Below are 24,353 nucleotides of genomic sequence, written 5' to 3'. Positions count from 1 at the left end.
GAGTTCGACCGCTGGGAGGCGCGCTTCTGCCGCGGGGCCTGTGACACGCCTGTGACAGTCGGCGGACAACGCCATGAAGTCCCGTGGGCAAGCTTCTTGGCACACGGACCGAAACACACTCCAACCGACGGGGGGCGCGAGATGAACGCACTGCACAGCACCACCTCGAGCGCAGTAGTCACGCGTCTCCACGATGTCGTACGGAGCACGGAGAAGTCCGGTGCTGCAATGAACGGACGGGGGTGCGTTCGCAGCGTCGGGCGTCAGCGCAAGGCGCCGTACATGGTGGCCGTTGCTGACGGGGGAGCGGCGTACGGGGAGGTCACGGGGGAACGCGTCAGCTGTTCGGAAGCCGAGTTCACGGCTTACGTCCAGGAGCGTCGTGCCTCCCTGTACGCCACCGCCTACCACCTCACCGGTGACCGGTTCGAGGCCGAGGACCTGCTGCAGAGCGCGCTGTTCTCCACGTACCGCGCCTGGGAGCGGATCAGCGACAAGGCCGCCGTCGGCGGGTACCTCCGCCGCACCATGACCAATCTGCACATCAGCGCCTGGCGCCGGCGCAAGCTCAACGAGTACCCGACCGAGGAGCTGCCGGAGACGGTCGGCGAGACGGACGCGATGCGCGGCACGGAGCTGCGCACGGTGCTGTGGCAGGCCCTCGCCCGGCTGCCCGAGCTCCAGCGGACGATGCTGGTGCTGCGCTACTACGAGGGCCGGACCGATCCGGAGATCGCGGAGATCCTGGACATCAGTGTCGGCACGGTGAAGTCGAGCATCTGGCGCTCGCTGCGGCGACTGCGCGAGGACGAGGTGCTGAGCTTCGGCCGTGACGAGGAGGAGTCCTTCGGCGAGCTGGTGGCCTGAAGGTCTGGGGGGAAGGACCCGCGGGGGCTACGGGGGAATCGGAGCCGTCGGGGGAGCACGGGGGAACCGTACGGGGGTACGGGGGAAAGGCGACGCGGGTCGTACGAGCTGGGGGGCTCGTACGACCCGCGTCGTGTTTTCCGGCTCTAGTTGGTCGCGGGCGTGCGGTGACGGCCCGCCGCCGCCGCTGCCAGGCGGCCCAGGGCTTCCGGCTTGGCGCAGGGGTGGGCGCCCAGTTCCGACTGGCGGGCGACGATCGCCCGCTCGGCGCGCATCAGCCGCCAGCCGCGACGCAGCAGGAACGGGACCGACTTGCGGCCCTCGCGCAGGTCGCGGGCGAGCCGGCGGCGGAAGGTCGTCGAGGGGCGGCCGCGCAGGCAGAGCGCGTCGGCGAGGACGTCGAGCTCACGGCAGCGGGCCACGATCTCGGCCGCGAAGATCCCCTCCGCCACGAACAGCGGCGTCCGCCCGATGTCGAGCAGCTCGCGGTCCACCCGGGAGCTGGTGGCGAGGTCGTACACGGGGATGTCGGTCCGCCCCGTGCGGCACAGTTCGACGATGGCGGCGACGGCCGCGTCCGCGTCCCAGGACACCGGGGAGTCCCAGTCGATGTCCGAGCTGCCCTGGACGAGGGGGAGGGTCGGGTCGTCGGCCTCCTTGTAGAAGTCGTCGAGGCGCAGGACCGGGAGACCGGTGACGGCGGCGAGGGACGACTTGCCGGAGCCTGAGGGGCCCGCGAGCAGGACGACACGGGTCGGGATCGGTTGGGAACTCACGGGACACCAGTGTGAACCATTCCCCCGTGCAGGGGACCCCCGCGGAAGCCCGTTGGTATCGAGCATCACACCTCAACTACTGTCGGTGTCCGCCCTGTCACCCCTCGGAAGGATCACCATGGCGCGTCACGCAGAGACCCCCAGCCGCCGCAACGCCCTGCTCAGGGCAGGCCTCACCGTCACGGCGGCGGGCGCCGCCGTGCTCGGCGCGGGTGCCGGGGCCCAGGCGGCGGCCCCGGTGCCGCTGCCCGTCGACTCGCTGACCAGGACGGACGCCGGCGCGGCCGGAGCCGGTGCGCTGTCGGGCGTCACCCACGGACTGGGCCCGCTGACCCGGCTGCAGCTCGACCCGCTGGCCAACACCGGCGTCGACCCGCTCGACAACGGCCTCGGCACCCAGGTCGCCGACTTCAAGCCGGTGGGCACCGACCTGGTGACCGACCACGTCACGAAGGGCGGGGCAGTGGCCGATCTGCCGGTGGTGGGTCCGCTGACGCAGGGGCTGCTTCCGTAGCGGAGCCGGTTCCGGGCCGCAGCGGGACGTCCCGTACGAGCCAGGCCACGGCGAAGGCCAGGGCGGCGAGCAGCGCCGTGCCGAGCATCACCCCGTGCACCCCGCTCGTCACCGCGGCCCCCAGGCCCTCCCGTACAGGCTCCGGCAGCCGCAGGGCCTGCGCCGGGGTCAGGTGGGTGTCGGCCCCGTCGAGACGCGCGGTGAACACCGCGCCGAGGACGGCCACGCCGAGCGAGCCGCCGAGCGTCCGCACGAGGGTGACGGTGCCGCTCGCCGCGCCCATGTCGCGCGGCTCGGCGCCGTACATCGTGACGAGCAGCGTGGCCTGCATGAGGAGGCCCATGCCCGCGCCGACGACCACGGTGAGCCCGGAGGCGACCGCGACGGGGGTGTCCGTGTCGAGCAGCAGCAGGAGAAGCGCGCCCGCCGTCATCAGCGCACCGCCGAGGATCGGGTGCGTCCGGTAGCGGCCGGTACGGGCGATGATCCGGCCCGAGGTCAGCTGCGCGGCGACCATGGCGAGCATCAGCGGGAGCAGCAGCAGTCCGCTCGCGGTGGACGACTGCCCACGGGCGAACTGCAGGTACTGCGGCAGGTAGTTCAGGGCGGCGATCATGCCCGCGCCGACCAGGAGGCTCAGGATCTGCGCCGGCGTGAAGTTGCGGGCGTGGAAGAGCCGGGGCGGGATCACGGGTTCCTCGGCCCGCCGCTCGACCCTGGCGAACCAGGCGAGCGCCACGACCGCGATCGCGCCCAGGGTCACGATCCGGGGTGAGGTCCAGGCGTGGGCGGTGCCGGCCCAGCCGGCGAGCAGGGTCAGCGCGAGGACCCCGGTGGTCAGCAGCAGGGCTCCCGCCCAGTCGACGCGGGCCCGGACGCGCGGGGTCCGTACGCGCAGGCCGAGCGAGACGATCAGCAGGGCGGCGAGGCCGACGGGCAGGTTGACGTAGAAGGCCCAGCGCCAGTTCAGGTGGTCGGTGAGGAGGCCGCCGAGGAGCGGGCCGGCGGCGAAGGCCACCGGCAGCATCGCTCCGGTGATCCCCTGGACCCGGCCGCTGTCCTTCGGGGCCACCAGGGTGCCGATGAGCGCGAAGGCGCCGACCATCAGGCCGCCGGCGCCGATGCCCTGGAGGGCGCGGAAGGCGATGAGCTGCCCCATGTTCTGCGCGAGGCCGGAGAGGACCGACCCGGCGAGGAAGACGCCGACGGCGGAGAGGTAGGCGCCCTTGCGGCCGTGGAGGTCGCCGAGCTTGCCCCAGAGCGGGGTGGCGACGGCGGCGGTGAGGAGATAGGCGGTGACGACCCACGACAGCCGGTCGAGGCCGCCGAGTTCGCCGGCGATGGTGGGGAGGGCGGTGCCGACGATCGTGCCGTCGAGGGTGGCGAGGACGATGCCGAGCATCAGCCCGGTGACGCCCAGGTACGGGACGCGGTCTTCCTGCGGCGTCGTCCGAGGGGTCGTCACGGTCAGACCTCGTACGGCGTGTGGGCGCGGGCGGCGCGCAGTGCCTCGCCCCACCAGGTGAGCCGGTCGAGCAACGTCTTGGCGGCGGCGTCGATCGAGGGGTCGACGGCCGCGCCGTTCTCGTCGAACTGGCCCCAGACGCCCTGGAGTCCGACCGAGTCGCGGACGGTGACGGCGTGCAGCTCGGCGAAGACGCCCCGCAGGTGCTCGACGGCGCGCACGCCGGCGGAGAAGCCGCCGTAGGCGACGAAGCCGACGGGCTTGGCGTGCCACTCCTGGTGGTGCCAGTCGATCGCGTTCTTCAGGGAGGCCGGGTAGCTGTGGTTGTACTCGGGGGTCACCACGACGAAGGCGTCGGCGGCGGCCAGGCGCGGGGACACGGCGGCGAGCAGGGCGCGGTCCTCGGCGCGTTCGGGGGCGTGGCCGAGCTGCGGGAACACGGTCGGCAGCGGGGTCTCGGCGAGGTCGACGATGTCGGTGGTCAGTTCCGGGCGGGCGGCGGCGTGGCCGGCCAGCCAGTTCGCGACGGTGGGGCCGAGGCGGCCGTCGCGGGTCGAGCCCTGGATCACGGCGAGGTGGAGCGGAGCGGTCATGGGTTCCCCCTGGAACGTCGATGTGTACGGCGTATACCGACTGGTGTACAACGTACACGTCGATGTGTACGTCGTCCACAACGCATACGCTGTACGCGAGAGAAGGAGGTCCGAGTGGCGAAGAGGGCAGAGACGGACGACGTCACGCTGTGGGAGCGCCTGGAGCGGCCCGCGGCGGCACCGCGGGCGTCCCTCAGCGCGGGCAGGATCGCCGAGGTCGCGATCGGCATCGCGGACCGCGAGGGTTTCGCCGCCGTGACGATGCGGAAGGTCGCCACCGAACTGGGCGTCGCGCCCATGGCCGCCTATCGGCACGTCAACGGCAAGGACGAGCTCTGGGCGCTCATGATCGACCGGGTGTCCGGCGAGCTGGCTCCGGGGGAGGAGATCTCCGGCTGGCGGGAGACGCTCCGCGCCTACGCCCTGCGGACCCGGGAGATGATGCTGCGCCACCCCTGGCTGGCCCACATGCCGGCGCCGCTCTTCGCGCTCACCCCGGCCCGGATGGCGGCGGCCGAGCGCCAGCTGGCCTCGCTCGACGGGCTCGGGCTCGACGTCGACACGATGATGGCCGCGTTCCGGGCGGTCAGCGCCTACGTCCACGGGGCCACGCAGTCCGAGGCCGCGCTGCGTCAGTACATGGAGGAACAGGGCTGGCAGAGCGCCGACGAGACGCGGCGGGGGCTCGCCCCGCAGATGTCGTACCTGATGGAGACCGGGCGTTACCCGACCTACCGGCGGTACACCCGGGGGGCGGCGCGCAAGGACGACGCGGCGTGGCAGTTCGAGACGGGACTCGACTGCGTGCTCGACGGCGTGGCGGGACTCGTGGAACGCGGCCGGGCGTGACGCGACAGGCCCCCGGGATCACCCGGGGGCCTGTCGGACGAACTGGCGAGCCTGTGGACCCGACTAGTACGAGGAGCCGCTCGCGCCGAGCGAGCCCGTCGGGTGCCAGACCGTCTTCGTCTCCATGAAGGCGGTCATGCGGTCCGTGGTCGGGGGCTCCCCGAAGTCCTCGGCGCGCGGGCGCAGGACGCGCTTCAGGTTGTCCGCGGCCGCGATCTCCAGGTCACGGGCCAGCTCGGCGTCCGTGCCCGTGAGGTCGATGCCGTTGACGTCCTGGTGGGCCGCCAGGTGCGGGCCCATCTCCGCGGCCTTGCCGGAGAGGATGTTCACCACGCCGCCCGGCAGGTCGGAGGTGGCGAGCACCTCGCCCAGGGAGAGCGCGGGCAGCGGCGACCTCTCGCTCGCGATCACGACGGCCGTGTTGCCCGTCGCGATCACCGGGGCGATCACCGACACCAGGCCCAGGAAGGACGAGTCCTGCGGGGCCACGACCGTGACGACACCGGTCGGTTCGGGCGTGGAGAGGTTGAAGTACGGGCCCGCGACCGGGTTGGCGCCGCCCACGATCTGGGCGATCTTGTCCGTCCAGCCCGCGTACCAGACCCAGCGGTCGATGGCCGCCTCGACGACCACGGCGGCCTTCGACTTGGACAGGCCCTCCGCGTCGGCCACCTCGTGCACGAACTGGCCCTTGCGGCCCTCCAGCATCTCGGCGACGCGGTAGAGGATCTGGCCGCGGTTGTACGCGGTGGCGCCCGCCCAGCCGCCGAAGGCCTTGCGCGCGGCGACGACCGCGTCACGGGCGTCCTTGCGGGAGGAGAGGGGCGCGTTCGCCAGCCACTTGCCCTTGGAGTCCGTCACCTCGTACACCCGGCCGCTCTCGGAGCGGGGGAACTTGCCCCCGACGTACAGCTTGTAGGTCTTGAAGACGCTCAGACGCTGCTCGGACTTCTCAGACATCGAGGTAGGCCTCCAGACCGTGACGGCCGCCCTCGCGGCCGAAGCCCGACTCCTTGTAGCCGCCGAAGGGCGAGGTCGGGTCGAACTTGTTGAACGTGTTGGCCCAGACGACACCCGCGCGGAGCTTGTTGGCGACCGCGAGGATGCGGGAGCCCTTCTCCGTCCAGATGCCGGCCGACAGGCCGTACTGGCTGTTGTTGGCCTTGGCGACGGCCTCGTCGGGCGTACGGAAGGTCAGCACCGACAGGACCGGGCCGAAGATCTCGTCGCGGGCGACCGTGTGCGCCTGGGTGACGTTCGTGAAGAGCGTCGGGGCGAACCAGTAACCGGCCGCCGGGATCTCGCACTCGGCGCTCCAGCGCTCCGCGCCCTCCGCCTCGCCCTGCTCCACCAGCGTGGTGATACGGGCCAGCTGCTCGGACGAGTTGATGGCACCGATGTCGGTGTTCTTGTCGAGCGGGTCGCCGAGACGGAGGGTCGACAGACGGCGCTTCAGGCTGTCCAGGAGCTCCTCCTGGATCGACTCCTGGACCAGCAGGCGGGAGCCCGCGCAGCAGACCTGGCCCTGGTTGAAGAAGATGCCGGTGACGATGCCCTCGACGGCCTGGTCGATGGGCGCGTCGTCGAAGACGATGTTCGCGCCCTTGCCGCCCAGCTCCAGGGTCACCTTCTTGTGCGTGCCGGCGACGGAGCGGGCGATCGACTTGCCGACCGCGGTCGAGCCGGTGAAGGCGACCTTGTTCACGTCCGGGTGCTCGACGAGCGCGGCGCCCGTGTCCCCGTAACCGGGAAGGATGTTGACGACACCCTTCGGCAGCCCGGCCTGGCGGCAGATGTCCGCGAAGAACAGGGCGGAGAGCGGGGTCGTCTCGGCCGGCTTCAGCACGACCGTGTTGCCGGTCGCGAGCGCCGGGGCGATCTTCCACGCCAGCATGAGCAGCGGGAAGTTCCACGGGATGACCTGGCCGGCCACGCCCAGCGGGCGCGGGTTCGCGCCGTAGCCGGCGTGGTCGAGCTTGTCGGCCCAGCCCGCGTAGTAGAAGAAGTGCGCGGCGACCAGGGGGAGGTCCGCGTCGCGGGTCTCCTTGATCGGCTTGCCGTTGTCCAGGGTCTCCAGGACGGCCAGCTCGCGGCTGCGCTCCTGGATGATCCGGGCGATGCGGAACAGGTACTTGGCGCGCTCGGAGCCGGGCAGCGCCGACCACTTCTCGAACGCCCTGCGGGCCGCCTTCACCGCGCGGTCGACGTCCTCGGCGCCCGCCTGGGCGACCTCGGCGAGGACCTCCTCGGTGGAGGGGGAGACGGTCTTGAAGACCTTGCCGTCGGCCGCCTCGACGAACTCGCCGTCGATGAACAGGCCGTAGGAGGGGGCGATGTCGACGACGGAGCGGGACTCGGGCGCCGGTGCGTACTCGAATGCAGATGCCATGTTGATCAGTCCACCGTCACGTAATCGGGGCCGGAGTAACGGCCGGTCGCCAGCTTCTGGCGCTGCATCAGCAGGTCGTTGAGCAGGCTGGAGGCGCCGAAACGGAACCAGTGGTTGTCCAGCCAGTCCTCGCCCACGGTCTCGTTGACGAGGACCAGGAACTTGATCGCTTCCTTGGTGTTGCGGATGCCGCCCGCGGGCTTCACACCGATCTGGACGCCGGTCTGGGCGCGGAAGTCGCGCACGGCCTCCAGCATCAGAAGGGTGTTGGCCGGGGTGGCGTTGACCGCGACCTTGCCGGTCGAGGTCTTGATGAAGTCCGCGCCGGCCATCATGCCGAGCCAGGAGGCGCGGCGGATGTTGTCGTACGTGGACAGCTCGCCGGTCTCGAAGATCACCTTGAGGCGCGCGCGGTCGCCGCACTCCGCCTTGATCGCGGCGATCTGCTCGAAGACCTCCAGGTAGCGGCCGGAGAGGAAGGCGCCGCGGTCGATGACCATGTCGATCTCGTCGGCGCCCGCGGCGATGGCATCGGCCGTGTCGGCGAGCTTCACGGGGAGCGCGGCGCGGCCGGCCGGGAAGGCGGTGGCGACCGAGGCGACCTTGACGCCGGAGCCCGCGAGGGCCGCCTTGGCGGTGGCGACCATGTCGGGATAGACGCAGACGGCGGCGGTCGTCGGGGTCGTACGGTCGGTCGGATCGGGACGGACGGCCTTGGCGGCGAGCGCCCGGACCTTGCCCGGGGTGTCCGCGCCTTCGAGCGTCGTCAGGTCGATCATGGAGATGGCCAGGTCGATGGCGTACGCCTTGGCCGTGGTCTTGATCGAGCGGGTGCCGAGGGACGCGGCGCGCGCCTCCAGGCCGACGGCGTCGACGCCGGGCAGCCCGTGGAGGAAGCGGCGCAGCGCACTGTCGGACGTGGTCACGTCGGCGAATGCGAGAGCTGCGGGTGCAGTGGTGGGCATGGTCACCAGTCGAGCATATCTACGCGCGTAGCGACCTGTACAGGGGGCGGGCTTCGCAGAGCCCGAGGTCACAGGCGGGCGGACGGCGTGGTGAGCCCCGTCACATGCCCGTGACATGGAGCGGACCCGTCCCGGACGAGTGATCCATAAGTTTCTTCTTGCAGCCAGCCAGACCTCACCGGACACAGTCGGACCGAGAAAAAGCGGCATGCGACTCACCATCCACCTGCCTGAATCACAGGAGTCGTTATGCGCACCGCCCTTCGCACCGCCATCGCCGTCGCCCTCGTCACCGGCGTCGCGATGACCCCGGCCCTCGCCGCCGGAGCCGCGTTCGCCGCCGACGGTCCGGTGGCCGTCCAGCCGGCCGCGGCCGATGCGAAGCCGTCTGTGAAGCCGTCTGCGACGGCGTCCGCCAAGCCGTCCGACAATCTGTCCGACAAGCCGTCTGCGGAAACGGTTGCTCAGCCGGCCGCCGCGACGCCGGCCGCCGCGAAGCCGTCCGCCGCGACGCCGTCCACGGCGCCGGCCGCGAAGCCCACCACCGAGGCGGCCGCGAAGCCCGCCGGGGAGCCGGTCACCGAGCCCGCTTCCCAGGGTCCCAAGGCCGGCCTGCCGGTGATGCTCGGGGACTGCACCACCGAGTGGGTCATCCCCTCCGTGTTCGGCCAGGGCTGGACGGTGACGCTCACCAACGACCTGGAGAAGGGCCCGAAGGCCGTCCTCCGGGACGCCGAGGGCAAGGTCCACGGCACCGCCGACCGCGCCCACCCCTTCGAGGGCCGCGTCGGCCTCAAGATCAAGGGCGCCGACACCCGGAACCCGGCGTTCGGGCAGCGCACCCAGGGCGGGGTGGACACGCCCTTCCGCTGGACCGCTTTCACGCGGCTGCCCGCCGACTGCCACGACACCTACCCCGATGCCCCGGCCCAGCCGCCCGTCACGACGGGTGACTGCAGGGTCGAGCAGGTCATCGACTTGCTGTTCGAGGGCACCGACCTGTCCGTGACGCTGATCAACGACACGAGGAAGGGCCCGAAGGCCGTCCTCAAGGACGACAGGGGCACCGTCCTCGCCACCGTGGACCGGGCGCACCCCGCCGACCTGAAGCACGGCCTCGTCCTCGAGCGCCTCGGCACCCCCACCCCGGTCCTCGGCGAGCGCACCCAGCACGGGGTGGACGTGCCCTTCCGCTGGACCTCCTTCCCGAAGGCACCCGCCTGCGACGCGGGTGACTCGTCCTCCGCCCCCGACCCGTCCGCGAGCGCCGGCACGGGCACCGGCACCCAGCACGCCGGGCAGACCTCCGTCATCCCCAAGGGAGGCGTCGCCGCCGGTGCCGAGCTCGGCACCCGGAGCGACTCCACCGCCCTGGTCGCCGCGGGCGCCGGCGCCGCCTCGCTCGCCGCCGCGGGCCTCGGCTTCGTCGTCCTCCGCCGCCGGGCCGCCGCCCGCGCCTGACTCCTACCGGGCCCCGGGCCGCACCGGGGCTCCCGTACCCGCCGCCTGCCCGCGCGATTCCGGCCCGGACCTCCGACGTCCGGCCGGGCCGCTCGGGGCCACGCACCCGCCGCCTTCCCGCGCGATCCCGGCCCGGACCCCCGGCGTCGGGCCGGGATCGCGCCGGGGCCACGTACCACCCGCTCCCTGACCCTGACCCGAGCAGGAGCGTCCACCCCAGGCCGGCCGCCGCGCCCCACGCGGCGGCCGGCCGCACCCCGTGCCGTCCGGAGCCCGACCGTGAACCGTCGCCGTACCCGCCCGCGTATCCCCGGCCTCACCGCCCCCGTTCTTCTCGCCGGCGTGCTCGTCCTCGCCGCGCTCACCGGCTGCTCGGCCGGGCCCGCGCCCGCCCCCGTCACCCCGACCGCCCGCGTCACCGAGGCCGCCGCTCCGCCGCCCGCCGCCGCCGTCCGGCCGCTGGCCCGGTCCCTGCCCCTCCGGGTCCAGGTGCCCGCCGCGGGCGTGGACGTCGGCGGCGTCCTGGGGCTCGGGCTCACCGCCGACGGCGCCGTCGAGGTGCCCTCGGTCGCCGACGCCGACCGGATCGGCTGGTACGAGAAGGGCGTCACGCCAGGCGAGACCGGCCCCGCCGTGCTCATCGGGCACTTCGACACCGCGCGCGGCCCCGCCGTCCTCAAGGACGTCTCCAAGGTCCGGATCGGTGACGGGATCACCGTGACCCGCGCCGACGGCACGACCGCCGAGTTCCGTGTCCGGGAGCTGGAGCAGGTCGCCAAGGACGCCTTCCCGACGGCCAAGGTGTACGGCGACACCACCCGCCCCGAGCTGCGCCTCGTCACCTGCGGCGGCGATCTGGTGGCCGGCCACCGGCCCGACAACATCATTCTGTACGCGGATCTCGTGGCCACGCGGGCCGCCTGAGCCCGCATCGGGCCATGAGGCAGAATCGGCGGCATGACGACCCCCGAGCCGACCCCCGAGCCCAGCCACGAGCCGAGCCGCGAGTCGACCCCCGAGCAGCCGTCCGCGAAGCAGCCGTCCCCCGACCGTGTCTTCCGGTCGCCGCTGGGGATCGCCAGCGGGGTGTTCCTGCTGCTCCTCGCGTGCGTGTTCGCCGGTGACGTGCTGCTGCGCGGCGAGGGCCGCTCGCCGTGGCTCGCGCTCGCGGGTCTCGTCCTGGCCGTGCCGCTGATCGTCGCCTTCACCATCCGCCCCGCCGTGTGGGCCGACGACGACCGGCTCAAGATCCGCAACCCGTTCCGGTCGATCACGCTGCCCTGGGGGACCGTCGCCGACGTCCGCGCCGGCTACTCCAGCGAGGTCCTCACCCGGGACGGCGTCAAGTACCAGCTGTGGGCCATCCCCGTCTCGCTGCGCCAGCGCAAGAGGGCGGCCCGCCGCGCCGCCCGCGCCTCGCAGGACGACCCGCACGGCCGTACCTCGGTCAACGCCGACGTACGCGACAGCGCCTCGCGCACGGCGCCCGCCGACCAGACCGTCGCGGACCTGCGCGAACTCGCCGAGCACCGCTCCGGGACGCCCGGGGCGCAGGGCGAGGCGCGGGTGCGCTGGGCGTACGAGATCATCGGGCCCGCCGCGGCCGGGCTGCTGCTCCTGGTGATCCTGATGGCGACGGGCTGATCCCGCCGAGGCAGCACCGAGGGCCGGCCCGGAGATCATGTCCGGGCCGGCCCTCGGTGCGGTGCGGTGGTCAGAGACCGGCCGCCGCCGACAGGTCCTGCTTGATCGCGACGAGCAGCTCCGCGGCCTTGGCGCGGGCCGGGGCGAGGTCGTCCGACGAGGCCACCGGCACCACGACCTCCAGGTAGCACTTGAGCTTGGGCTCCGTGCCGCTCGGGCGGACGATCACCCGGGCCTTGTACGCGCCCTCCAGGTGGTAGCGCAGCCCGTCCGTCGGGGGCAGCGACTCCGTGCCCTTCGTCAGGTCCTCCGCCGAGACGACCGTCAGGCCGGCCAGCGAGACCGGCGGCCGCTCGCGCAGCGCCGCCATGGCGTTCGCGATGACGCTCAGGTCCTCGACCCGCACCGACAGCTGGTCGGTGGCGTGCAGACCGTGCTCCACCGCCAGGTCGTCGAGCAGGTCGGTCAGGCCCCGGCCCTGCTCCTTGAGCACCGACGCCAGCTCGGTGACGAGCAGCGCCGCCGTGATGCCGTCCTTGTCGCGGACGCCCTCCGGGTCGACGCAGTAGCCGAGCGCCTCCTCGTAGCCGTAGCGCAGGCCGTCGACGCGGGCGATCCACTTGAAGCCCGTCAGGGTCTCCTCGTAGCCGACGCCCGCGGCCTCGGCGATCCGGCCGAGCAGCGAGGACGACACGATGGACTCGGCGAAGACGCCCGTGGCGCCCTTGTGGACGAGGTGCGCCGCGAGCAGCGCGCCGACCTCGTCGCCGCGGAGCATCCGCCAGCCGCCGGCGACCGCCGGGTCCGGCACGGCCACCGCGCAGCGGTCGGCGTCCGGGTCGTTGGCGATCACCAGGTCGGGTTCCACCGCCCGGGCCGCCTCGAAGGCCAGGTCCATGGCCCCGGGCTCCTCCGGGTTCGGGAAGGCGACCGTCGGGAAGGCCGGGTCCGGCTCGGCCTGCGCGGCGACGAGCGCGGGCGGCGGGAAGCCGGCGCGGCCGAACGCGGCCGTCAGGACGTCCTTGCCGACGCCGTGCATGGCCGTGTAGACGGTCCGGGCGGTGCGGGGGGACCCGGGGGTCAGGACGGCGTCCGTACGCTCCAGGTAGGCGTCCAGGACCTCGTCGCCGAGGGTCTCCCAGCCGCTCTCCGGTCGCGGCACGTCGTGCAGTGAGCGGACCGCGGCGATCTCGGCGGCGATCTCCGCGTCGGCGGGCGGCACGATCTGCGAGCCGTCGCCCAGGTAGACCTTGTAGCCGTTGTCGCGGGGCGGGTTGTGGCTGGCGGTCACCTCGACGCCGGCGACGGCGCCCAGGTGCCTTATGGCGTACGCGAGGACGGGCGTCGGCAGCGGCCGGGGGAGCAGCGCGGCGCGCAGCCCGGCGCCGGTCATCACGGCGGCGGTGTCGCGGGCGAAGTCGGCGGACTTGTAGCGGGCGTCGTAGCCGATGACGACGAGCCCGCCCTCCTCGCCCTTCGCCTTGAGGTACGCGGCGAGGCCGGCGGCCGCGCGGATGACGACCGAGCGGTTCATCCGCATGGGCCCGGCGCCCAGCTCTCCGCGGAGCCCGGCGGTGCCGAACTGGAGGGTGCCGGCGAAGCGGGCGGCGAGTTCGGCGCTCGCGCCGCCGTCGATGAGCCGCGCGAGCTCGTCGCGGGTCTCGCTGTCGGGGTCCTCGGCGAGCCATGCCTGGGCCCGGGTGAGGAGGTCGTCCTGGGTCACGGTGTGCCTTTCGGGATGGGGCGTGCGGGAGGTGCGGGTGCGGGGCCGTGAGCCGCTGCGCGGAACCTTTCCCCACCCCGCCCCTTCCCGAACGGGGGGCGAGCCCCGGGCCCCCGTACGGCCTGCGGCCGTGCCCTCGTCGCCCCGCGCCGTCAGGCGTCAGGGGAGTCCGAGGCGCGGGGGTCCGGGGGCGGGGCCCCCGGTTCCGGGAAGGGGCGGGGTGGTGGAGAAGGCCCGCGCGGCGGCCCCGACGGTGCCGGCCGAGGCCGGGGCCCGGGCGGTCGGAGGCCGCCGCGGTTGCCCCGGGAAGGGCCGGGTCGGGGGAGAAGCCCCGTGCGGAGGCCCGACGGGGGGCCACCGACCGCGGGGGCCCGGCCGTCCGGGGGCCGCTGCGGTTGCCCCGGGAAGGGGCGGGCGGGGGGAGAAGCCCCGCGCGGCGGCCCGAAGCCCGTCCGGCCCCCGGGGCCGGACGGCGCGAGGGGCGCCGGGAGGGCTCAGATCCGGTCGAGGACCCGCGTCAGCAGCTCGCCCATCCGCGCGGCGGAGTCCCGTCCCGCCTGGAGGACCTCCTCGTGGTTCAGCGGCTCGCCCGAGAGCCCCGCCGCCAGGTTGGTGACCAGGGAGATGCCGAGCACCTCCGCGCCGGCCTCGCGGGCGGCGATGGCCTCCAGGACGGTGGACATGCCGACCAGGTCGCCACCGAGGACGCGGACCATGTTGATCTCGGCCGGGGTCTCGTAGTGCGGGCCGGGGAACTGCACGTAGACGCCCTCTTCGAGGGTCTCGTCGACCTCCTTGCACAGCGCGCGCAGCCGCGGCGAGTACAGGTCGGTGAGGTCCACGAAGTTGGCGCCGACGATCGGGGAGGCCGCCGTCAGGTTGAGGTGGTCGCTGATGAGGACCGGCTGGCCGGGGCGCATGCCCTCGCGCAGGCCGCCGCAGCCGTTCGTGAGGATGACGGTCTTGCAGCCGGCGGCGACGGCGGTGCGGACGCCGTGGGCGACGGACGCGACACCGCGGCCCTCGTAGAAGTGGGTGCGGCCGAGGAAGACGAGGGCGCGCTTCGCACCGATCTTGTACGAGCGGACCTTGCCGCCGTGGCCCTCGACGGCGGGCGGCGGGAAGCCGGGCAGGTCGGTCACCGGGAACTCGGCCTCGGGGGCGCCGAGCGCGTCGACGGCGGGCGCCCAGCCCGAGCCCATGACCAGGGCGACGTCGTGGTTCTCGACTCCGGTCAGCTCGCGAAGACGTGCGGCAGCGGCCTCGGCGGCCTCGTACGGGGTGGCAGTTGCGTTCACTGACTCTCTCGCCTCGGGGAGGGGGGTCCGGAGGCGGGCCCCGGACGGATTTCCTACGCGCAGAAGCGTAGCCGCAGATTGCCTACGCGCGTAGATGACGATGCCGACGGACATGCGATCGTTGTCTTGTCGTTTCCGACGAAAGACGCACCCGTCCCCCTGTGCCCGCCCCTGGGGCGTTCGTCCACCCGCGTCCGCGCGGCCCGCCGTCCGTACCCCCGCGCCGGGATCAGCAGGGGCGCTTGCGCAGCTCCATCACGTAGTCGTGCGGCGCGCCCGCGGACTCGGCCGCGTCGGCGACCTCGCCCAGGTACCGCGCCGACGGCAGCCCGCCCTCGTACGCGTTGAGCACGTACACCCACGCGGGCTCCTCGCCGTCCAGGGTGTGCACCCGCACCCGCATCCTGCGGTAGATGTCGAGGCCGACGCCCTCCCAGCGGTCCATGGAGTCCTCGTCCATCGGCGCGATGTCGTACAGCGCCACGAAGACCTGGGAGCGGGGGGCCTCCACGATGGTGGCCAGCGCCCCCTCCCAGCCCATCTGCTCGCCGCCGAAGGTCAGCCGCCAGCCGTTCAGCCAGCCGGTGCCGCGCAGCGGGGAGTGCGGTGCGCGGCGGCTCATCAGCCGCGCGTCGAGGTTGCCGGCGAAAGCGGCGTAGAGCGACATGGGACCGAGGGTACGGGAGGGGGCGGGGTGTCCGCCGAACTCCGAGGTGGCGACCGCGGGCCCGCGCCCGCCGGTGGACGGCGCCCGCCGGGCGCGCCCCTTCGGAGGCCCCGGCGTGAGACCGCGCCCGGCGTGCGGGAGAATGGGGTACGCACTTGAGGCGTGCGGGACAATGGCGTACGCACTGCATCCCAGCGGGGGACCCCCCGGCAGCAGAACGAGAGCGCGAGGCGTAGATCCCAGTGACCCGGATCGTGATCATCGGCGGCGGACCCGGCGGATACGAGGCGGCCCTGGTGGGCGCCCAACTCGGCGCGGAGGTGACCGTCGTCGACTGCGACGGCCTCGGCGGCGCGTCCGTCCTGACCGACTGCGTCCCCTCCAAGACGCTGATCGCCACGGCGGAGGTGATGACCACCTTCGACTCCTCCTACGAGGAACTCGGCATCATCGTCGCGGACGACACCCCGCACGTGGAGCAGGCCGCCCGGGTCGTGGGCGTGGACCTCGGCAAGGTCAACCGACGGGTGAAGCGCCTCGCGCTCGCCCAGTCGCACGACATCACCGCCTCCGTCACCCGGGCGGGCGCCCGGGTGCTGCGCGGCCGCGGCAGGCTCTCCGGCCGGCAGGCGATGGACGGCTCCCGCCAGGTGATCGTCACCGCCGCCGACGGCACCGAGGAGACGCTGACCGCGGACGCCGTGCTCATCGCGACGGGCGGCCACCCGCGCGAGGTCCCGGACGCCAAGCCGGACGGCGAGCGCATCCTGAACTGGACCCAGGTCTACGACCTCAAGGAGCTCCCCGAGGAGCTCATCGTGGTCGGCTCCGGCGTCACCGGCGCCGAGTTCGCCGGCGCCTACCAGGCGCTCGGCTCCCGGGTCACCCTGGTCTCCTCCCGCGACCGGGTGCTGCCCGGCGAGGACCCGGACGCGGCGGCCGTCCTGGAGGATGTCTTCCGGCGTCGCGGCATGAACGTCATGGCCCGCTCCCGCGCCGAGTCCGCCAAGCGCGTCGGCGACCGGGTCGAGGTCACCCTCGCCGACGGCCGGGTCATCTCCGGCTCGCACTGCCTCATGGCGGTCGGCGCGATCCCGAACTCGGCCGGAATGGGTCTGGAGGAGGCGGGGGTCAGGCTGAAGGACTCCGGTCACATCTGGACGGACAAGGTCTCCCGTACGAGCGCCCCCGGCGTGTACGCGGCCGGTGACGTCACCGGTGTCTTCGCGCTGGCCTCGGTGGCCGCCATGCAGGGCCGTATCGCGATGTACCACTTCCTCGGCGACGCGGTGGCCCCGCTCAACCTGAAGACGGTCTCGTCGAACGTCTTCACCGACCCGGAGATCGCCACCGTCGGCTACACCCAGGCCGACGTGGACGCGGGCAAGATCGACGCCAAGGTCGTCAAGCTGCCGCTGCTGCGCAACCCGCGCGCGAAGATGCAGGGCATCCGGGACGGCTTCGTGAAGATCTTCTGCCGTCCGGGCACCGGCATCGTGGTCGGCGGCTGCGTGGTCGCCCCGAAGGCGAGCGAACTGATCCATCCGATCTCGATCGCGGTCGACAACAATCTGACCGTCGAACAGATCGCAAATGCATTCACCGTGTACCCCTCCCTGTCGGGTTCGATCGCGGAAGTGGCACGGCAGTTGCACACCCGGAAGTCCGCGGGCGAGGCGTAACGCTCCGTACCGGCACCGCTCCCGCCTGCGGGAACGGTTCGCCGACCCGGACAACCCCCGGCAAGGCAGGGCATAGACCCGGCCGGAAGCCGATCAACGGCGGGGCCTCCTATATCACTTGGAGGTCCCGTCTGTGGGCATCTTCTGCAATTCGCCGCATAGTGCTGAAAACTATCGCCCGGTCACGTTACTGTCAGTTTCGTGTTCGCTGCAGAACGTCGCCAGTTGATCCTCGAAATGGTGCGAGCCAATGGGGCCGTGTCGCTCCGCGAGCTCGCCCGCGTCGTCCAGACCTCTGAGGTGACCGTACGGAGAGACGTACGGGCCCTCGAGGCAGAAGGACTCCTCGACCGCCGGCACGGCGGTGCGGTGTTGCCGGGCGGATTCACGCGAGAATCCGGCTTCCCGCAGAAATCCCATCTCGCGGCCGCGGAGAAGACGGCCATCGCCGACGTCGCCGCGAGCCTCGTCGAAGAAGGCGAGGCCATCGTCGTCGGCGCCGGGACGACCACGCAGGAGCTGGCCCGCCGGCTCGCCCGCGTGCCCGGTCTGACCGTGGTCACCAACTCCCTGCTCGTCGCCCAGGCCCTCGCCCACGCCAACCGGGTCGAGGTCGTCATGACCGGCGGCACCCTGCGCGGCTCCAACTACGCCCTGGTGGGCAGCGGGGCCGAGCAGTCGCTCCAGGGACTCAGGGTCTCCCGCGCCTTCCTCTCCGGGAGCGGGCTGACCGCCGAGCGCGGCCTGTCCACGTCCAACATGCTCTCCGCGAGCGTGGACCGGGCTCTCGTCCAGGCGGCCGCGGAGGTCGTGGTCCTCGCCGACCACACCAAGCTGGGCGCCGACACCATGTTCCAGACGGTGCCCACGGACGTCATCACCCGCCTGGTGACCGACGAGCCGCCCGCCCACGACGACCGGGCCGCCACCGAGCTCCAGGCCCTCGCCGACCAGGGCGTCCAGATCGCCGTCGCCGGTACGGGCGCAGCCACCGGCGGCGACCAGCTCCCCCCGGGCGCCCGGCCGCGCCGTGACATGCCGCTCCCGGTCCAGCGCGGACGGATGGCGGCCGGTCAGTTCAGGGGACCGGGCGGAGGGATGGCCGCCGAGACCCTGGAGCGCACGGCACGCGTCGCGGACATGCGCCGCCGCTGAGCCGGTCCGAGGGACCTTCCCCCAGGGGTCCCACGCCGCCCGACCCGGACCGGACGCCGTCAGCCCTTCTTGATGCCGCGCAGCGTCAGCGCGAGCAGACGGTCCGCCAACTCGCGGTCTTCCGGGCACTGTTCCGCCGCCAGCGCGATCGCGTTGGTCAGCTGCATCAGATCGCCGATCGACACGTCGGCGCGCACCTGCCCCGCCTCCCGGGCGCGCTCCAGCAGTCGCTCACCCGCCGCGCGCAGCGGTTCGCTGCACCCGGCGAGGGCCGAACTCCGGTCGTACGAGGCGGACATCAGCGCGTGCGCGAGCCCCCGGTACTCGCCCGCGTGCGCGACCAGGGCCCGCAGCCACTCCACGAGGGCCCGGCACGGCTCCTCGGTCTCGGCCAGTTCCCCGGAGCGGCGCAGGAGTTCCGCCAGGGCTTCCTGGAACACGGCGTTCAGCAGCTCGGCCCGGGTGGGGAAGTGGCGGTAGAGGGTGCCGATCCCCACGCCCGCGCGGCGCGCGATCTCCTCCAGGGAGGCGTCGGCGCCCAGTTCGGCGAAGGTGCCACGGGCCTCGATGAGCAGTCGCTCGTGGTTGCGGCGTGCGTCGGCTCGCATGGTGTGGCAGTGCCTCCCCTCGACGAAGGGCCCGCAGGCGGCTGCCTGCGGGCCCTTCGTACCGTACTCGGTGCGACCGTCAGTCCTTGATGTCGCAGATGGCGGCGCCGGAGGTGACCGACGCGCCGACCTCGGCGGTCAGGCCCTTGACGGTGCCGGAGCGGTGCGCGTTCAGCGGCTGCTCCATCTTCATGGCCTCCAGGACGACGATGAGGTCGCCCTCCTTGACCTCCTGGCCCTCCTCGACCGCGATCTTCACGATCGTGCCCTGCATCGGGGAGGCGAGGGTGTCACCGGAGGCGGCGGGGCCGGACTTCTTGGCCGCGCGGCGCTTCGGCTTCGCACCGGCCGCCAGGCCCGTGCGGGCCAGGGTCATGCCGAGCGAGGACGGCAGGGAGACCTCGAGACGCTTGCCGCCGACCTCGACGACGATGGTCTCGCGGCCCGCCTCGTCCTCGTCGGCGTCGGCGCCGGCCGGGGCGAACGGCTTGATCTCGTTGACGAACTCCGTCTCGATCCACCGGGTGTGGACCCGGAACGGGTCGGCGGTGAAGTCGGGGTCGACCACGACGGCCTGGTGGAAGGGGATGGCGGTGGCCATGCCCTCGACCTTGAACTCCTCCAGCGCACGCGCGGCGCGCTGCAGGGCCTGCTCACGGGTGGCGCCGGTGACGATCAGCTTGGCCAGGAGCGAGTCCCAGGCCGGGCCGATGACGCTGCCGGACTCCACGCCCGCGTCCAGGCGGACACCGGGGCCCGACGGCGGGGCGAAGAGGGTGACGGTGCCGGGGGCGGGCAGGAAGCCGCGGCCCGGGTCCTCGCCGTTGATACGGAACTCGAACGAGTGACCCCGGATCTCCGGGTCGCCGTACCCGAGCTCCTCGCCGTCCGCGATGCGGAACATCTCGCGGACCAGGTCCAGGCCCGTGACCTCCTCGGTCACCGGGTGCTCGACCTGGAGGCGGGTGTTGACCTCCAGGAAGGAGATCGTGCCGTCCACGCCGACGAGGAACTCGACCGTGCCGGCGCCGACGTAGCCGGCCTCCTTCAGGATCGCCTTCGACGCCGCGTACAGCTGGGCGTTCTGCTCGGCGGTCAGGAACGGCGCGGGGGCCTCCTCGACCAGCTTCTGGTGCCGGCGCTGCAGCGAGCAGTCACGGGTGGAGACCACGACCACGTTGCCGTGGGAGTCGGCCAGGCACTGCGTCTCGACGTGACGCGGCTTGTCCAGGTACCGCTCGACGAAGCACTCGCCCCGGCCGAAGGCCGCGACGGCCTCACGGACGGCGGAGTCGTACAGCTCCGGGACCTCCTCCAGCGTCCGGGCGACCTTCAGGCCACGGCCGCCGCCACCGAAGGCGGCCTTGATCGCGATCGGCAGACCGTGCTCCTTGGCGAAGGCCACGACCTCGTCCGCACCCGAGACCGGGTCCGGCGTGCCCGCGACCAGCGGGGCGCCGGCGCGCTGCGCGATGTGACGCGCCGCCACCTTGTCACCCAGGTCGCGGATGGCCTGCGGCGGCGGGCCGATCCACGTCAGGCCGGCGTCCAGGACGGCCTGCGCGAACTCGGCGTTCTCCGACAGGAAGCCGTAGCCGGGGTGGACCGCGTCCGCACCCGAGTCCTTGGCCGCCTGGAGGACCTTCGCCATGTCCAGGTAGCTGGTCGCCGGGGTGTCACCGCCCAGAGCGAACGCCTCGTCAGCCGCCCGGACGTGCAGGGCGTCCCGGTCCGGCTCGGCGTACACGGCCACGCTGCCGATACCCGCGTCCCGGCACGCCCGGGCCACACGGACAGCGATTTCGCCACGGTTGGCGATGAGCACCTTGCGCACGATGGCTCCCTCCTTGAAACAAGCTGAGTTTAGGGACTGCCGACACGGCCTTTCGACCCGTCCCCAGTGGTGAACTTGCCCACACGGAGCGTGACCCCGGGCCTGCTCGGGTCGTGAATTCCCTTGTCGCACCACGGTACGCAGGGTTCCTTTACGGCACAGTAGCTCCGAGGTGTGGCGCAGGTCTCTGTTCATGCGGCCAGTCGCCATTCGGGTTTCTTTGTCGGGTCCCTACGAATGGCCCGGTGATTCTTTGCCGAGCCGTCCGCCGCCGCCCGCCGTGTCCGCACTCTTGTCCAGAGGTTTACCGGCCAGTAGCCTTCGCGCAGTCGATCGTACTGTCGGTAACAGGCGAATGCAGGGGGTGGCCGAGGTGGCCCGCAGACCGATAGCTCTCGTGACGGCGGCGGTGCTGCTCCTCGAAGCGCCCGGGATCGTCGTCATCAACGCCGTGATGGCCCGGTTCGTCAAGGCCCAGTCGATGTCGCTCGACGGCATGGACCCCGGCGCCATGTACACCGGCACCTGGGTGCTCGGCATCGTCTCCGGGATCGCCCTCGCCCTCTGCGCCCTGGTCGCCCTCCTCGCGGGCGTCCGCGACCGCCGGCCCGGACGGGCGGGCCGGGGCCTGCTCATCGGCTGCGCGGTCGTGCACGGGGTCCTCGCCGCGGTGGCGGTGGGGCTCCTCGGCTGGCCGTCGTTCGCCTTCCTGGTGGTCGTCCTCGGCCTGATCGTGCTCACCCTGGTGGCGTACGGCGAGGGCCACGACAAGGCCGCCGAGCCCCGCGAAGGGGCCCCGGCGGCCGCGTAGGTCACGGGGCCTCAGGTCCGGAGCGGGGCCTCAGGTCCAGAGGTCGGTGATCCGTACGTCCAGCTTCGCGAGGAGCCTGCGCAGCAGCGGCAGGGACAGGCCGATCACATTGCCCGGGTCGCCGTCGATGCCGTCGATGAACGGCGCCGAGCGCCCATCCAGGGTGAACGCGCCCGCCACGTGCAGCGGTTCACCGCTCGCCACGTACGCGGCGATCTCCTCGTCCGTCGGCTCGCCGAAGCGGACCACGGTGGAGGCCGTCGCCGACTCGAAGCGCTTGGCGGTCGTGTCGTACACGCAGTGACCGGTCTGGAGGATGCCGACCCGGCCCCGCATCGCCTTCCAGCGGGCCGTGGCCTCCTCGGCGTCGGCGGGCTTGCCGAGGGCCTGCTTGTCGAGTTCCAGGACGGAGTCGCAGCCGATGACCAGGGCGCCGAACGCCTCGGGCCGCGCGGCCACATGGGCGGCCTTCGCCTCCGCGAGGGTGAGCGCGAGCTCCGCCGGGGTCGGGGCGTGCACCTTGTCCTCGTCGACCCCGCTCACGATCACCTCGGGGGAGAGGCCGGCCTGACGGAGCAGTCCCAGGCGGGCGGGGGAGGCGGAGGCGAGCACGACACGGCGCGGATCAGCAGTCATGGGGGCAGCGTAGCCAGTGGGCGGCTCCGCGCGGTGTCATCCCGATCGGGCCGGGCATGATCGGCGGCGCGCCCGCTAGCGGGCGCTGACCGCGAACATGCCCACCACCATCGCCAGGGCGAGCAGCACGCCCGCGCGGCGGAGCATCGCCTGCATGTCGCGCATGAACTTCGGCGGCTCGTTCTCCGGGTCGGACCACAACATGCCTCCGATCCTGCGGCCGGGGCCGGTGGGGCGCCTGAGTACGGATACTCAGGCGCCCCCGTGCGGAAGGACTATTCGCGGAGGAACACCCCGTCCCGCGCCGCCGCGAGCGCCGCGGAGACCGCCCGTTCCACCACGGCCGCGGTCAGCTCCTCCCGGGTGACGGTGAAGCGGTAGTAGAGCGGGGCGGAGACGGCGCGGAGCAGCTCGACCGGGTCGGTGCCGGCGGGGATCTCGCCGCGCGCCTCGCCCCGGGCGACGACGGGGGCCCATTCGGCGAGCCGGGTCCGGTAGAAGTCGGCGAGGGCGCGGGCGCACCCCTCGTCGCAGGCGCCCGCGGCGATGACCGCGCGGAAGACGGCGCCCATCCGGGGGTCGGTGAGGGTGTCCCGGACGAGTTCGGCGTTGGCCCGCAGGTCGCCGGTGAGGCAGCCGGTGTCGGAGGCGGGCAGGGACTGCTCGGCCATGTCGTGCAGGAGGTCGGTGACGAGGCCGACGGGGGAGCCCCAGCGGCGGTACACGGTGGTCTTGCCGACGCCGGCGGCCGCCGCGATCCGGTCCATGTTCAGGGCGTGGAAGCCGCTCTCGGCGAGGGCGTCCTGGGTGGCGTCGAGGACGGCTCTGCGGACCTTCGCGGTGCGGCCGCCGGGGCGCAGGGTGCCGGGGGAGGCCGGGGTGCCGGGCGAGGCCGGCTGGCTCTCGGTCAAACGGGTCTCCTGTTCCATTAGCTCCATCGACTCTGCTACGGTACGGGACATCTTAACGGAACCAGTCTCCCATTAAGGGGTCGTACGCATGGTTGCCCTGGATCTCCCCAAGCCCGTGGACCACCTCGACACCCGGATGACCGGCCGGATGCGGCTCGTCCTCGTCGTCCTCCTCCTGGCCCAGTTCATGCTGGCCGTGGACTTCTCGATCCTGAACGTCGCCCTGCCCGTCATCGGCGAGGGCCTGGGCTTCACGCTCGGCGGCCTCCAGTGGATCGCCACCGCCTTCGCCCTCGCCGCCGCCGGCTTCACCCTGCTCTTCGGGCGCGTCGCCGACCTCGTCGGGCGCCGCCGCCTCTTCCTCGGCGGCATGGCCCTCCTCGGCGTCTCCTCCCTCGTCGGCGGCCTCGCCACGGGCCCCGAGACGCTGATGGCCGCCCGTGTCGCGCAGGGCCTCGCCACCGCCGCCGTCACCCCCGCCGGGCTCTCCCTGCTCACCTCCTCCTTCCCCGAAGGCCCCCTGCGCGCCCGCGCGCTCGGCCTCAACGGCGCCCTGATGTCCGCCGGATTCACCACCGGCGCGATCCTCGGCGGCGTCCTCACCGACCTGCTCTCCTGGCGCTGGGCCTTCCTCGTCAACGTGCCGGTGGTCCTCGCCGTCCTCCTCGTCGCCCCCGTCGTCCTGAAGGAGAGCCGCCCGGCCGTCCGCCCCCGCCTCGACGTCCCCGGCGCGATCACCGTCACCGCCGGACTCCTCGCCCTCGTCTACGGACTGACCACCGAGCCCCTGGCCCTGGTCGCCGGGGTAGCCCTGCTCGTCGCCTTCTGGTTCGTGGAGCGGCGGTCCGCCTCGCCCCTCGTGCCGGTGCGGATCCTCACCCGCCGCACCGTCGTCTGGGGCAACGTCGCCGGGCTCGTCGCCTTCGTGACCGAGACCTCGCTGGTCTTCCTGATGACGCTCTACCTCCAGGACGTCCTGGGCTTCTCCCCGCTCGCCGCCGGACTGTCCTTCGGCGTCCTCGGCGCCGGCACGGTCCTCGGCGGGGTGCTCGCGTCCCGCTTCATCGGCCGCCACGGCGCCCGCACCGCGCTCGTCGCCGGCGGGCTCCTCCAGGCCGTCGCGACCCTCGCCCTGTACGGGCTCGGCGACGACCGGGGCAGCCTCTGGCTGCTGCTCGCCGCCACCTTCGCGGGCGGCGTCGGCAACATGCTCGCCATCGTCGGCTTCATGGTCACCGCCACCTCCGGCATCCCGGACCACGAGCAGGGCACGGCGACCGGGCTCGCGACCATGACCCAGCAGATCGGCATCACCATGGGCACCCCGATCATGAGCGCCGTCGTCGTCACCAGCCCCGTGCTGCTCGACGGCATCGGCCTCGCCGTCCTCGTCAACGCCGCGATCGTCGCCGCCGGAGCCGTCCTGTCCGGCCTCTTCCTCCGCCGTACGTGACCGGTGCCGGGGCATGCGAGAGGCCGGACCCCCGTCCAGGGGGCCCGGTCTC

Annotated in this window: 24 protein-coding genes; 10 read left to right on the top strand and 14 right to left on the bottom strand. The window is 72.9% G+C overall.

What is annotated here, in order from left to right; all coding sequences use genetic code 11:
• Positions 1 to 141 precede the first annotated feature (141 nt).
• Complete coding sequence (locus AMK29_RS07900) at positions 142 to 867, top strand: SigE family RNA polymerase sigma factor (RefSeq protein WP_073809660.1); 726 nt, start codon at positions 142 to 144, stop codon at positions 865 to 867.
• Positions 868 to 1,013: 146 nt separating this feature from the next.
• Here the strand turns inward: AMK29_RS07900 and AMK29_RS07895 are convergent, their stop codons facing one another.
• The gene (locus AMK29_RS07895; RefSeq protein WP_073809655.1) at positions 1,014 to 1,709 is read right to left on the bottom strand and encodes a uridine kinase family protein; all 696 of its coding nucleotides are present in this window, start codon (positions 1,707 to 1,709) and stop codon (positions 1,014 to 1,016) included.
• 52 nt (positions 1,710 to 1,761) lie between these two features.
• Between AMK29_RS07895 and AMK29_RS07890 the strand changes: the two genes are divergently transcribed.
• Positions 1,762 to 2,157 carry a hypothetical protein gene (locus tag AMK29_RS07890; protein ID WP_073809651.1) on the top strand — a complete coding sequence of 132 codons (396 nt, stop codon included), beginning with the start codon at positions 1,762 to 1,764 and terminating at the stop codon, positions 2,155 to 2,157.
• On the opposite strand, the gene AMK29_RS07885 is transcribed toward AMK29_RS07890, so the two are convergent.
• Both AMK29_RS07885 and AMK29_RS07880 read right to left on the bottom strand, forming a co-directional pair.
• Entirely contained in the window at positions 2,090 to 3,622 is a 1,533-nt protein-coding gene (locus AMK29_RS07885) for an MDR family MFS transporter (protein ID WP_338012729.1), read from the bottom strand. The two genes, AMK29_RS07890 and AMK29_RS07885, sit on opposite strands and share 68 nt — an antisense overlap.
• 2 nt (positions 3,623 to 3,624) lie before the next feature.
• Positions 3,625 to 4,215, bottom strand: coding sequence for an NADPH-dependent FMN reductase (locus AMK29_RS07880; RefSeq protein WP_073809647.1), 591 nt, complete (start codon positions 4,213 to 4,215; stop codon positions 3,625 to 3,627).
• Between the two features lie 114 nt (positions 4,216 to 4,329).
• On the opposite strand from AMK29_RS07880, the gene AMK29_RS07875 reads away from it, so the two are divergent.
• Positions 4,330 to 5,064: a TetR/AcrR family transcriptional regulator gene (locus AMK29_RS07875; RefSeq protein WP_073809643.1), complete on the top strand. Its 735-nt coding sequence runs from the start codon at positions 4,330 to 4,332 to the stop codon at positions 5,062 to 5,064.
• A 63-nt stretch (positions 5,065 to 5,127) separates the two neighbouring features.
• Here the strand turns inward: AMK29_RS07875 and AMK29_RS07870 are convergent, their stop codons facing one another.
• From AMK29_RS07870 to deoC, 3 genes are read right to left on the bottom strand one after another with little or no spacing between them, the layout of a single operon-like run.
• The gene (locus tag AMK29_RS07870) at positions 5,128 to 6,024 is read right to left on the bottom strand and encodes an aldehyde dehydrogenase family protein (RefSeq protein ID WP_073809639.1); all 897 of its coding nucleotides are present in this window, start codon (positions 6,022 to 6,024) and stop codon (positions 5,128 to 5,130) included.
• Complete coding sequence (locus tag AMK29_RS07865) at positions 6,017 to 7,453, bottom strand: aldehyde dehydrogenase family protein (RefSeq protein WP_073809635.1); 1,437 nt, start codon at positions 7,451 to 7,453, stop codon at positions 6,017 to 6,019. The genes AMK29_RS07870 and AMK29_RS07865 overlap by 8 nt, the downstream gene beginning before the upstream one ends.
• A 5-nt stretch (positions 7,454 to 7,458) precedes the next feature.
• Entirely contained in the window at positions 7,459 to 8,418 is a 960-nt protein-coding gene (deoC, locus tag AMK29_RS07860) for a deoxyribose-phosphate aldolase (RefSeq protein WP_073810697.1), read from the bottom strand.
• 249 nt (positions 8,419 to 8,667) lie between these two features.
• On the opposite strand from deoC, the gene AMK29_RS36310 reads away from it, so the two are divergent.
• The 3 genes from AMK29_RS36310 to AMK29_RS07845 all read left to right on the top strand — a co-directional run bounded on the left by AMK29_RS36310 (position 8,668) and on the right by AMK29_RS07845 (position 11,523).
• Positions 8,668 to 9,879, top strand: coding sequence for a hypothetical protein (locus AMK29_RS36310; RefSeq protein WP_073809631.1), 1,212 nt, complete (start codon positions 8,668 to 8,670; stop codon positions 9,877 to 9,879).
• Between the two features lie 279 nt (positions 9,880 to 10,158).
• Complete coding sequence (locus AMK29_RS07850; RefSeq protein ID WP_073809627.1) at positions 10,159 to 10,803, top strand: class F sortase; 645 nt, start codon at positions 10,159 to 10,161, stop codon at positions 10,801 to 10,803.
• Between the two features lie 33 nt (positions 10,804 to 10,836).
• Positions 10,837 to 11,523: a PH domain-containing protein gene (locus AMK29_RS07845; protein WP_073809623.1), complete on the top strand. Its 687-nt coding sequence runs from the start codon at positions 10,837 to 10,839 to the stop codon at positions 11,521 to 11,523.
• 70 nt (positions 11,524 to 11,593) lie between these two features.
• Here the strand turns inward: AMK29_RS07845 and AMK29_RS07840 are convergent, their stop codons facing one another.
• The 3 genes from AMK29_RS07840 to AMK29_RS07830 form a co-directional block, all read right to left on the bottom strand.
• Positions 11,594 to 13,246, bottom strand: coding sequence for a phospho-sugar mutase (locus AMK29_RS07840; RefSeq protein WP_073809619.1), 1,653 nt, complete (start codon positions 13,244 to 13,246; stop codon positions 11,594 to 11,596).
• 494 nt (positions 13,247 to 13,740) lie between these two features.
• On the bottom strand, positions 13,741 to 14,544 hold the full coding sequence (locus tag AMK29_RS07835) for a purine-nucleoside phosphorylase (RefSeq protein ID WP_073809616.1): 804 nt from the start codon (positions 14,542 to 14,544) through the stop codon (positions 13,741 to 13,743).
• Positions 14,545 to 14,773: 229 nt separating this feature from the next.
• Positions 14,774 to 15,211, bottom strand: a complete 438-nt coding sequence (locus AMK29_RS07830) for a gamma-glutamylcyclotransferase (RefSeq protein WP_017239758.1) — start codon at positions 15,209 to 15,211, stop codon at positions 14,774 to 14,776.
• A 242-nt stretch (positions 15,212 to 15,453) separates the two neighbouring features.
• Here AMK29_RS07830 and AMK29_RS07825 point away from each other — a divergent pair, with 242 nt between their 5' ends.
• Positions 15,454 to 16,893, top strand: a complete 1,440-nt coding sequence (locus AMK29_RS07825) for an NAD(P)H-quinone dehydrogenase (protein ID WP_073809612.1) — start codon at positions 15,454 to 15,456, stop codon at positions 16,891 to 16,893.
• Between the two features lie 237 nt (positions 16,894 to 17,130).
• A complete protein-coding gene (locus AMK29_RS07820; RefSeq protein ID WP_107422540.1) occupies positions 17,131 to 18,048 on the top strand; it encodes a DeoR/GlpR family DNA-binding transcription regulator in 918 nt (305 codons plus the stop codon).
• A 59-nt stretch (positions 18,049 to 18,107) separates the two neighbouring features.
• On the opposite strand, the gene AMK29_RS07815 is transcribed toward AMK29_RS07820, so the two are convergent.
• Positions 18,108 to 18,656 carry a TetR/AcrR family transcriptional regulator gene (locus tag AMK29_RS07815; protein WP_073809603.1) on the bottom strand — a complete coding sequence of 183 codons (549 nt, stop codon included), beginning with the start codon at positions 18,654 to 18,656 and terminating at the stop codon, positions 18,108 to 18,110.
• Between the two features lie 79 nt (positions 18,657 to 18,735).
• The gene (locus tag AMK29_RS07810; RefSeq protein WP_073809599.1) at positions 18,736 to 20,490 is read right to left on the bottom strand and encodes an acetyl/propionyl/methylcrotonyl-CoA carboxylase subunit alpha; all 1,755 of its coding nucleotides are present in this window, start codon (positions 20,488 to 20,490) and stop codon (positions 18,736 to 18,738) included.
• A 373-nt stretch (positions 20,491 to 20,863) separates the two neighbouring features.
• On the opposite strand from AMK29_RS07810, the gene AMK29_RS07805 reads away from it, so the two are divergent.
• Positions 20,864 to 21,301, top strand: coding sequence for a hypothetical protein (locus AMK29_RS07805; protein WP_443334054.1), 438 nt, complete (start codon positions 20,864 to 20,866; stop codon positions 21,299 to 21,301).
• Positions 21,302 to 21,331: 30 nt separating this feature from the next.
• Here the strand turns inward: AMK29_RS07805 and AMK29_RS07800 are convergent, their stop codons facing one another.
• From AMK29_RS07800 to AMK29_RS07795, 3 genes are all read right to left on the bottom strand, one after another.
• A complete protein-coding gene (locus AMK29_RS07800) occupies positions 21,332 to 21,937 on the bottom strand; it encodes a nucleoside triphosphate pyrophosphatase (RefSeq protein WP_073809591.1) in 606 nt (201 codons plus the stop codon).
• A gap of 75 nt (positions 21,938 to 22,012) precedes the next feature.
• Positions 22,013 to 22,141, bottom strand: coding sequence for a morphogenic membrane protein MmpB (gene mmpB / locus AMK29_RS37595; RefSeq protein ID WP_260461877.1), 129 nt, complete (start codon positions 22,139 to 22,141; stop codon positions 22,013 to 22,015).
• Between the two features lie 71 nt (positions 22,142 to 22,212).
• The gene (locus AMK29_RS07795; RefSeq protein ID WP_073809588.1) at positions 22,213 to 22,866 is read right to left on the bottom strand and encodes a TetR/AcrR family transcriptional regulator; all 654 of its coding nucleotides are present in this window, start codon (positions 22,864 to 22,866) and stop codon (positions 22,213 to 22,215) included.
• A gap of 70 nt (positions 22,867 to 22,936) precedes the next feature.
• On the opposite strand from AMK29_RS07795, the gene AMK29_RS07790 reads away from it, so the two are divergent.
• Positions 22,937 to 24,301 (top strand): MFS transporter, encoded by a 1,365-nt coding sequence (locus tag AMK29_RS07790; protein WP_073809586.1) that lies wholly within the window; start codon positions 22,937 to 22,939, stop codon positions 24,299 to 24,301.
• Positions 24,302 to 24,353 lie beyond the last annotated feature (52 nt).

Origin of the sequence: Streptomyces sp. CB02261 (assembly GCF_001905665.1) — a bacterium.
Taxonomy (GTDB): Bacteria; Actinomycetota; Actinomycetes; order Streptomycetales; family Streptomycetaceae; genus Streptomyces.
Note: the sequence above shows the minus strand (reverse complement) of the source record. Positions and strands in the feature narration are given on the sequence as shown.

What these genes read in the sequence shown, in the direction of transcription:
- deoC (WP_073810697.1), bottom strand. Translation starts at nt 8,418, where the DNA reads ATGCCCACCACTGCACCCGCAGCTCTCGCATTCGCCGACGTGACCACG.
- AMK29_RS07900 (WP_073809660.1), top strand. Translation starts at nt 142, where the DNA reads ATGAACGCACTGCACAGCACCACCTCGAGCGCAGTAGTCACGCGTCTC.
- AMK29_RS07880 (WP_073809647.1), bottom strand. Translation starts at nt 4,215, where the DNA reads ATGACCGCTCCGCTCCACCTCGCCGTGATCCAGGGCTCGACCCGCGAC.
- AMK29_RS07845 (WP_073809623.1), top strand. Translation starts at nt 10,837, where the DNA reads ATGACGACCCCCGAGCCGACCCCCGAGCCCAGCCACGAGCCGAGCCGC.
- AMK29_RS07890 (WP_073809651.1), top strand. Translation starts at nt 1,762, where the DNA reads ATGGCGCGTCACGCAGAGACCCCCAGCCGCCGCAACGCCCTGCTCAGG.
- mmpB (WP_260461877.1), bottom strand. Translation starts at nt 22,141, where the DNA reads ATGTTGTGGTCCGACCCGGAGAACGAGCCGCCGAAGTTCATGCGCGAC.
- AMK29_RS07830 (WP_017239758.1), bottom strand. Translation starts at nt 15,211, where the DNA reads ATGTCGCTCTACGCCGCTTTCGCCGGCAACCTCGACGCGCGGCTGATG.
- AMK29_RS07795 (WP_073809588.1), bottom strand. Translation starts at nt 22,866, where the DNA reads ATGGAACAGGAGACCCGTTTGACCGAGAGCCAGCCGGCCTCGCCCGGC.
- AMK29_RS07895 (WP_073809655.1), bottom strand. Translation starts at nt 1,709, where the DNA reads ATGCTCGATACCAACGGGCTTCCGCGGGGGTCCCCTGCACGGGGGAAT.
- AMK29_RS07820 (WP_107422540.1), top strand. Translation starts at nt 17,131, where the DNA reads ATGGTGCGAGCCAATGGGGCCGTGTCGCTCCGCGAGCTCGCCCGCGTC.
- AMK29_RS36310 (WP_073809631.1), top strand. Translation starts at nt 8,668, where the DNA reads ATGCGCACCGCCCTTCGCACCGCCATCGCCGTCGCCCTCGTCACCGGC.
- AMK29_RS07870 (WP_073809639.1), bottom strand. Translation starts at nt 6,024, where the DNA reads ATGTCTGAGAAGTCCGAGCAGCGTCTGAGCGTCTTCAAGACCTACAAG.
- AMK29_RS07815 (WP_073809603.1), bottom strand. Translation starts at nt 18,656, where the DNA reads ATGCGAGCCGACGCACGCCGCAACCACGAGCGACTGCTCATCGAGGCC.
- AMK29_RS07790 (WP_073809586.1), top strand. Translation starts at nt 22,937, where the DNA reads ATGGTTGCCCTGGATCTCCCCAAGCCCGTGGACCACCTCGACACCCGG.
- AMK29_RS07865 (WP_073809635.1), bottom strand. Translation starts at nt 7,453, where the DNA reads ATGGCATCTGCATTCGAGTACGCACCGGCGCCCGAGTCCCGCTCCGTC.
- AMK29_RS07800 (WP_073809591.1), bottom strand. Translation starts at nt 21,937, where the DNA reads ATGACTGCTGATCCGCGCCGTGTCGTGCTCGCCTCCGCCTCCCCCGCC.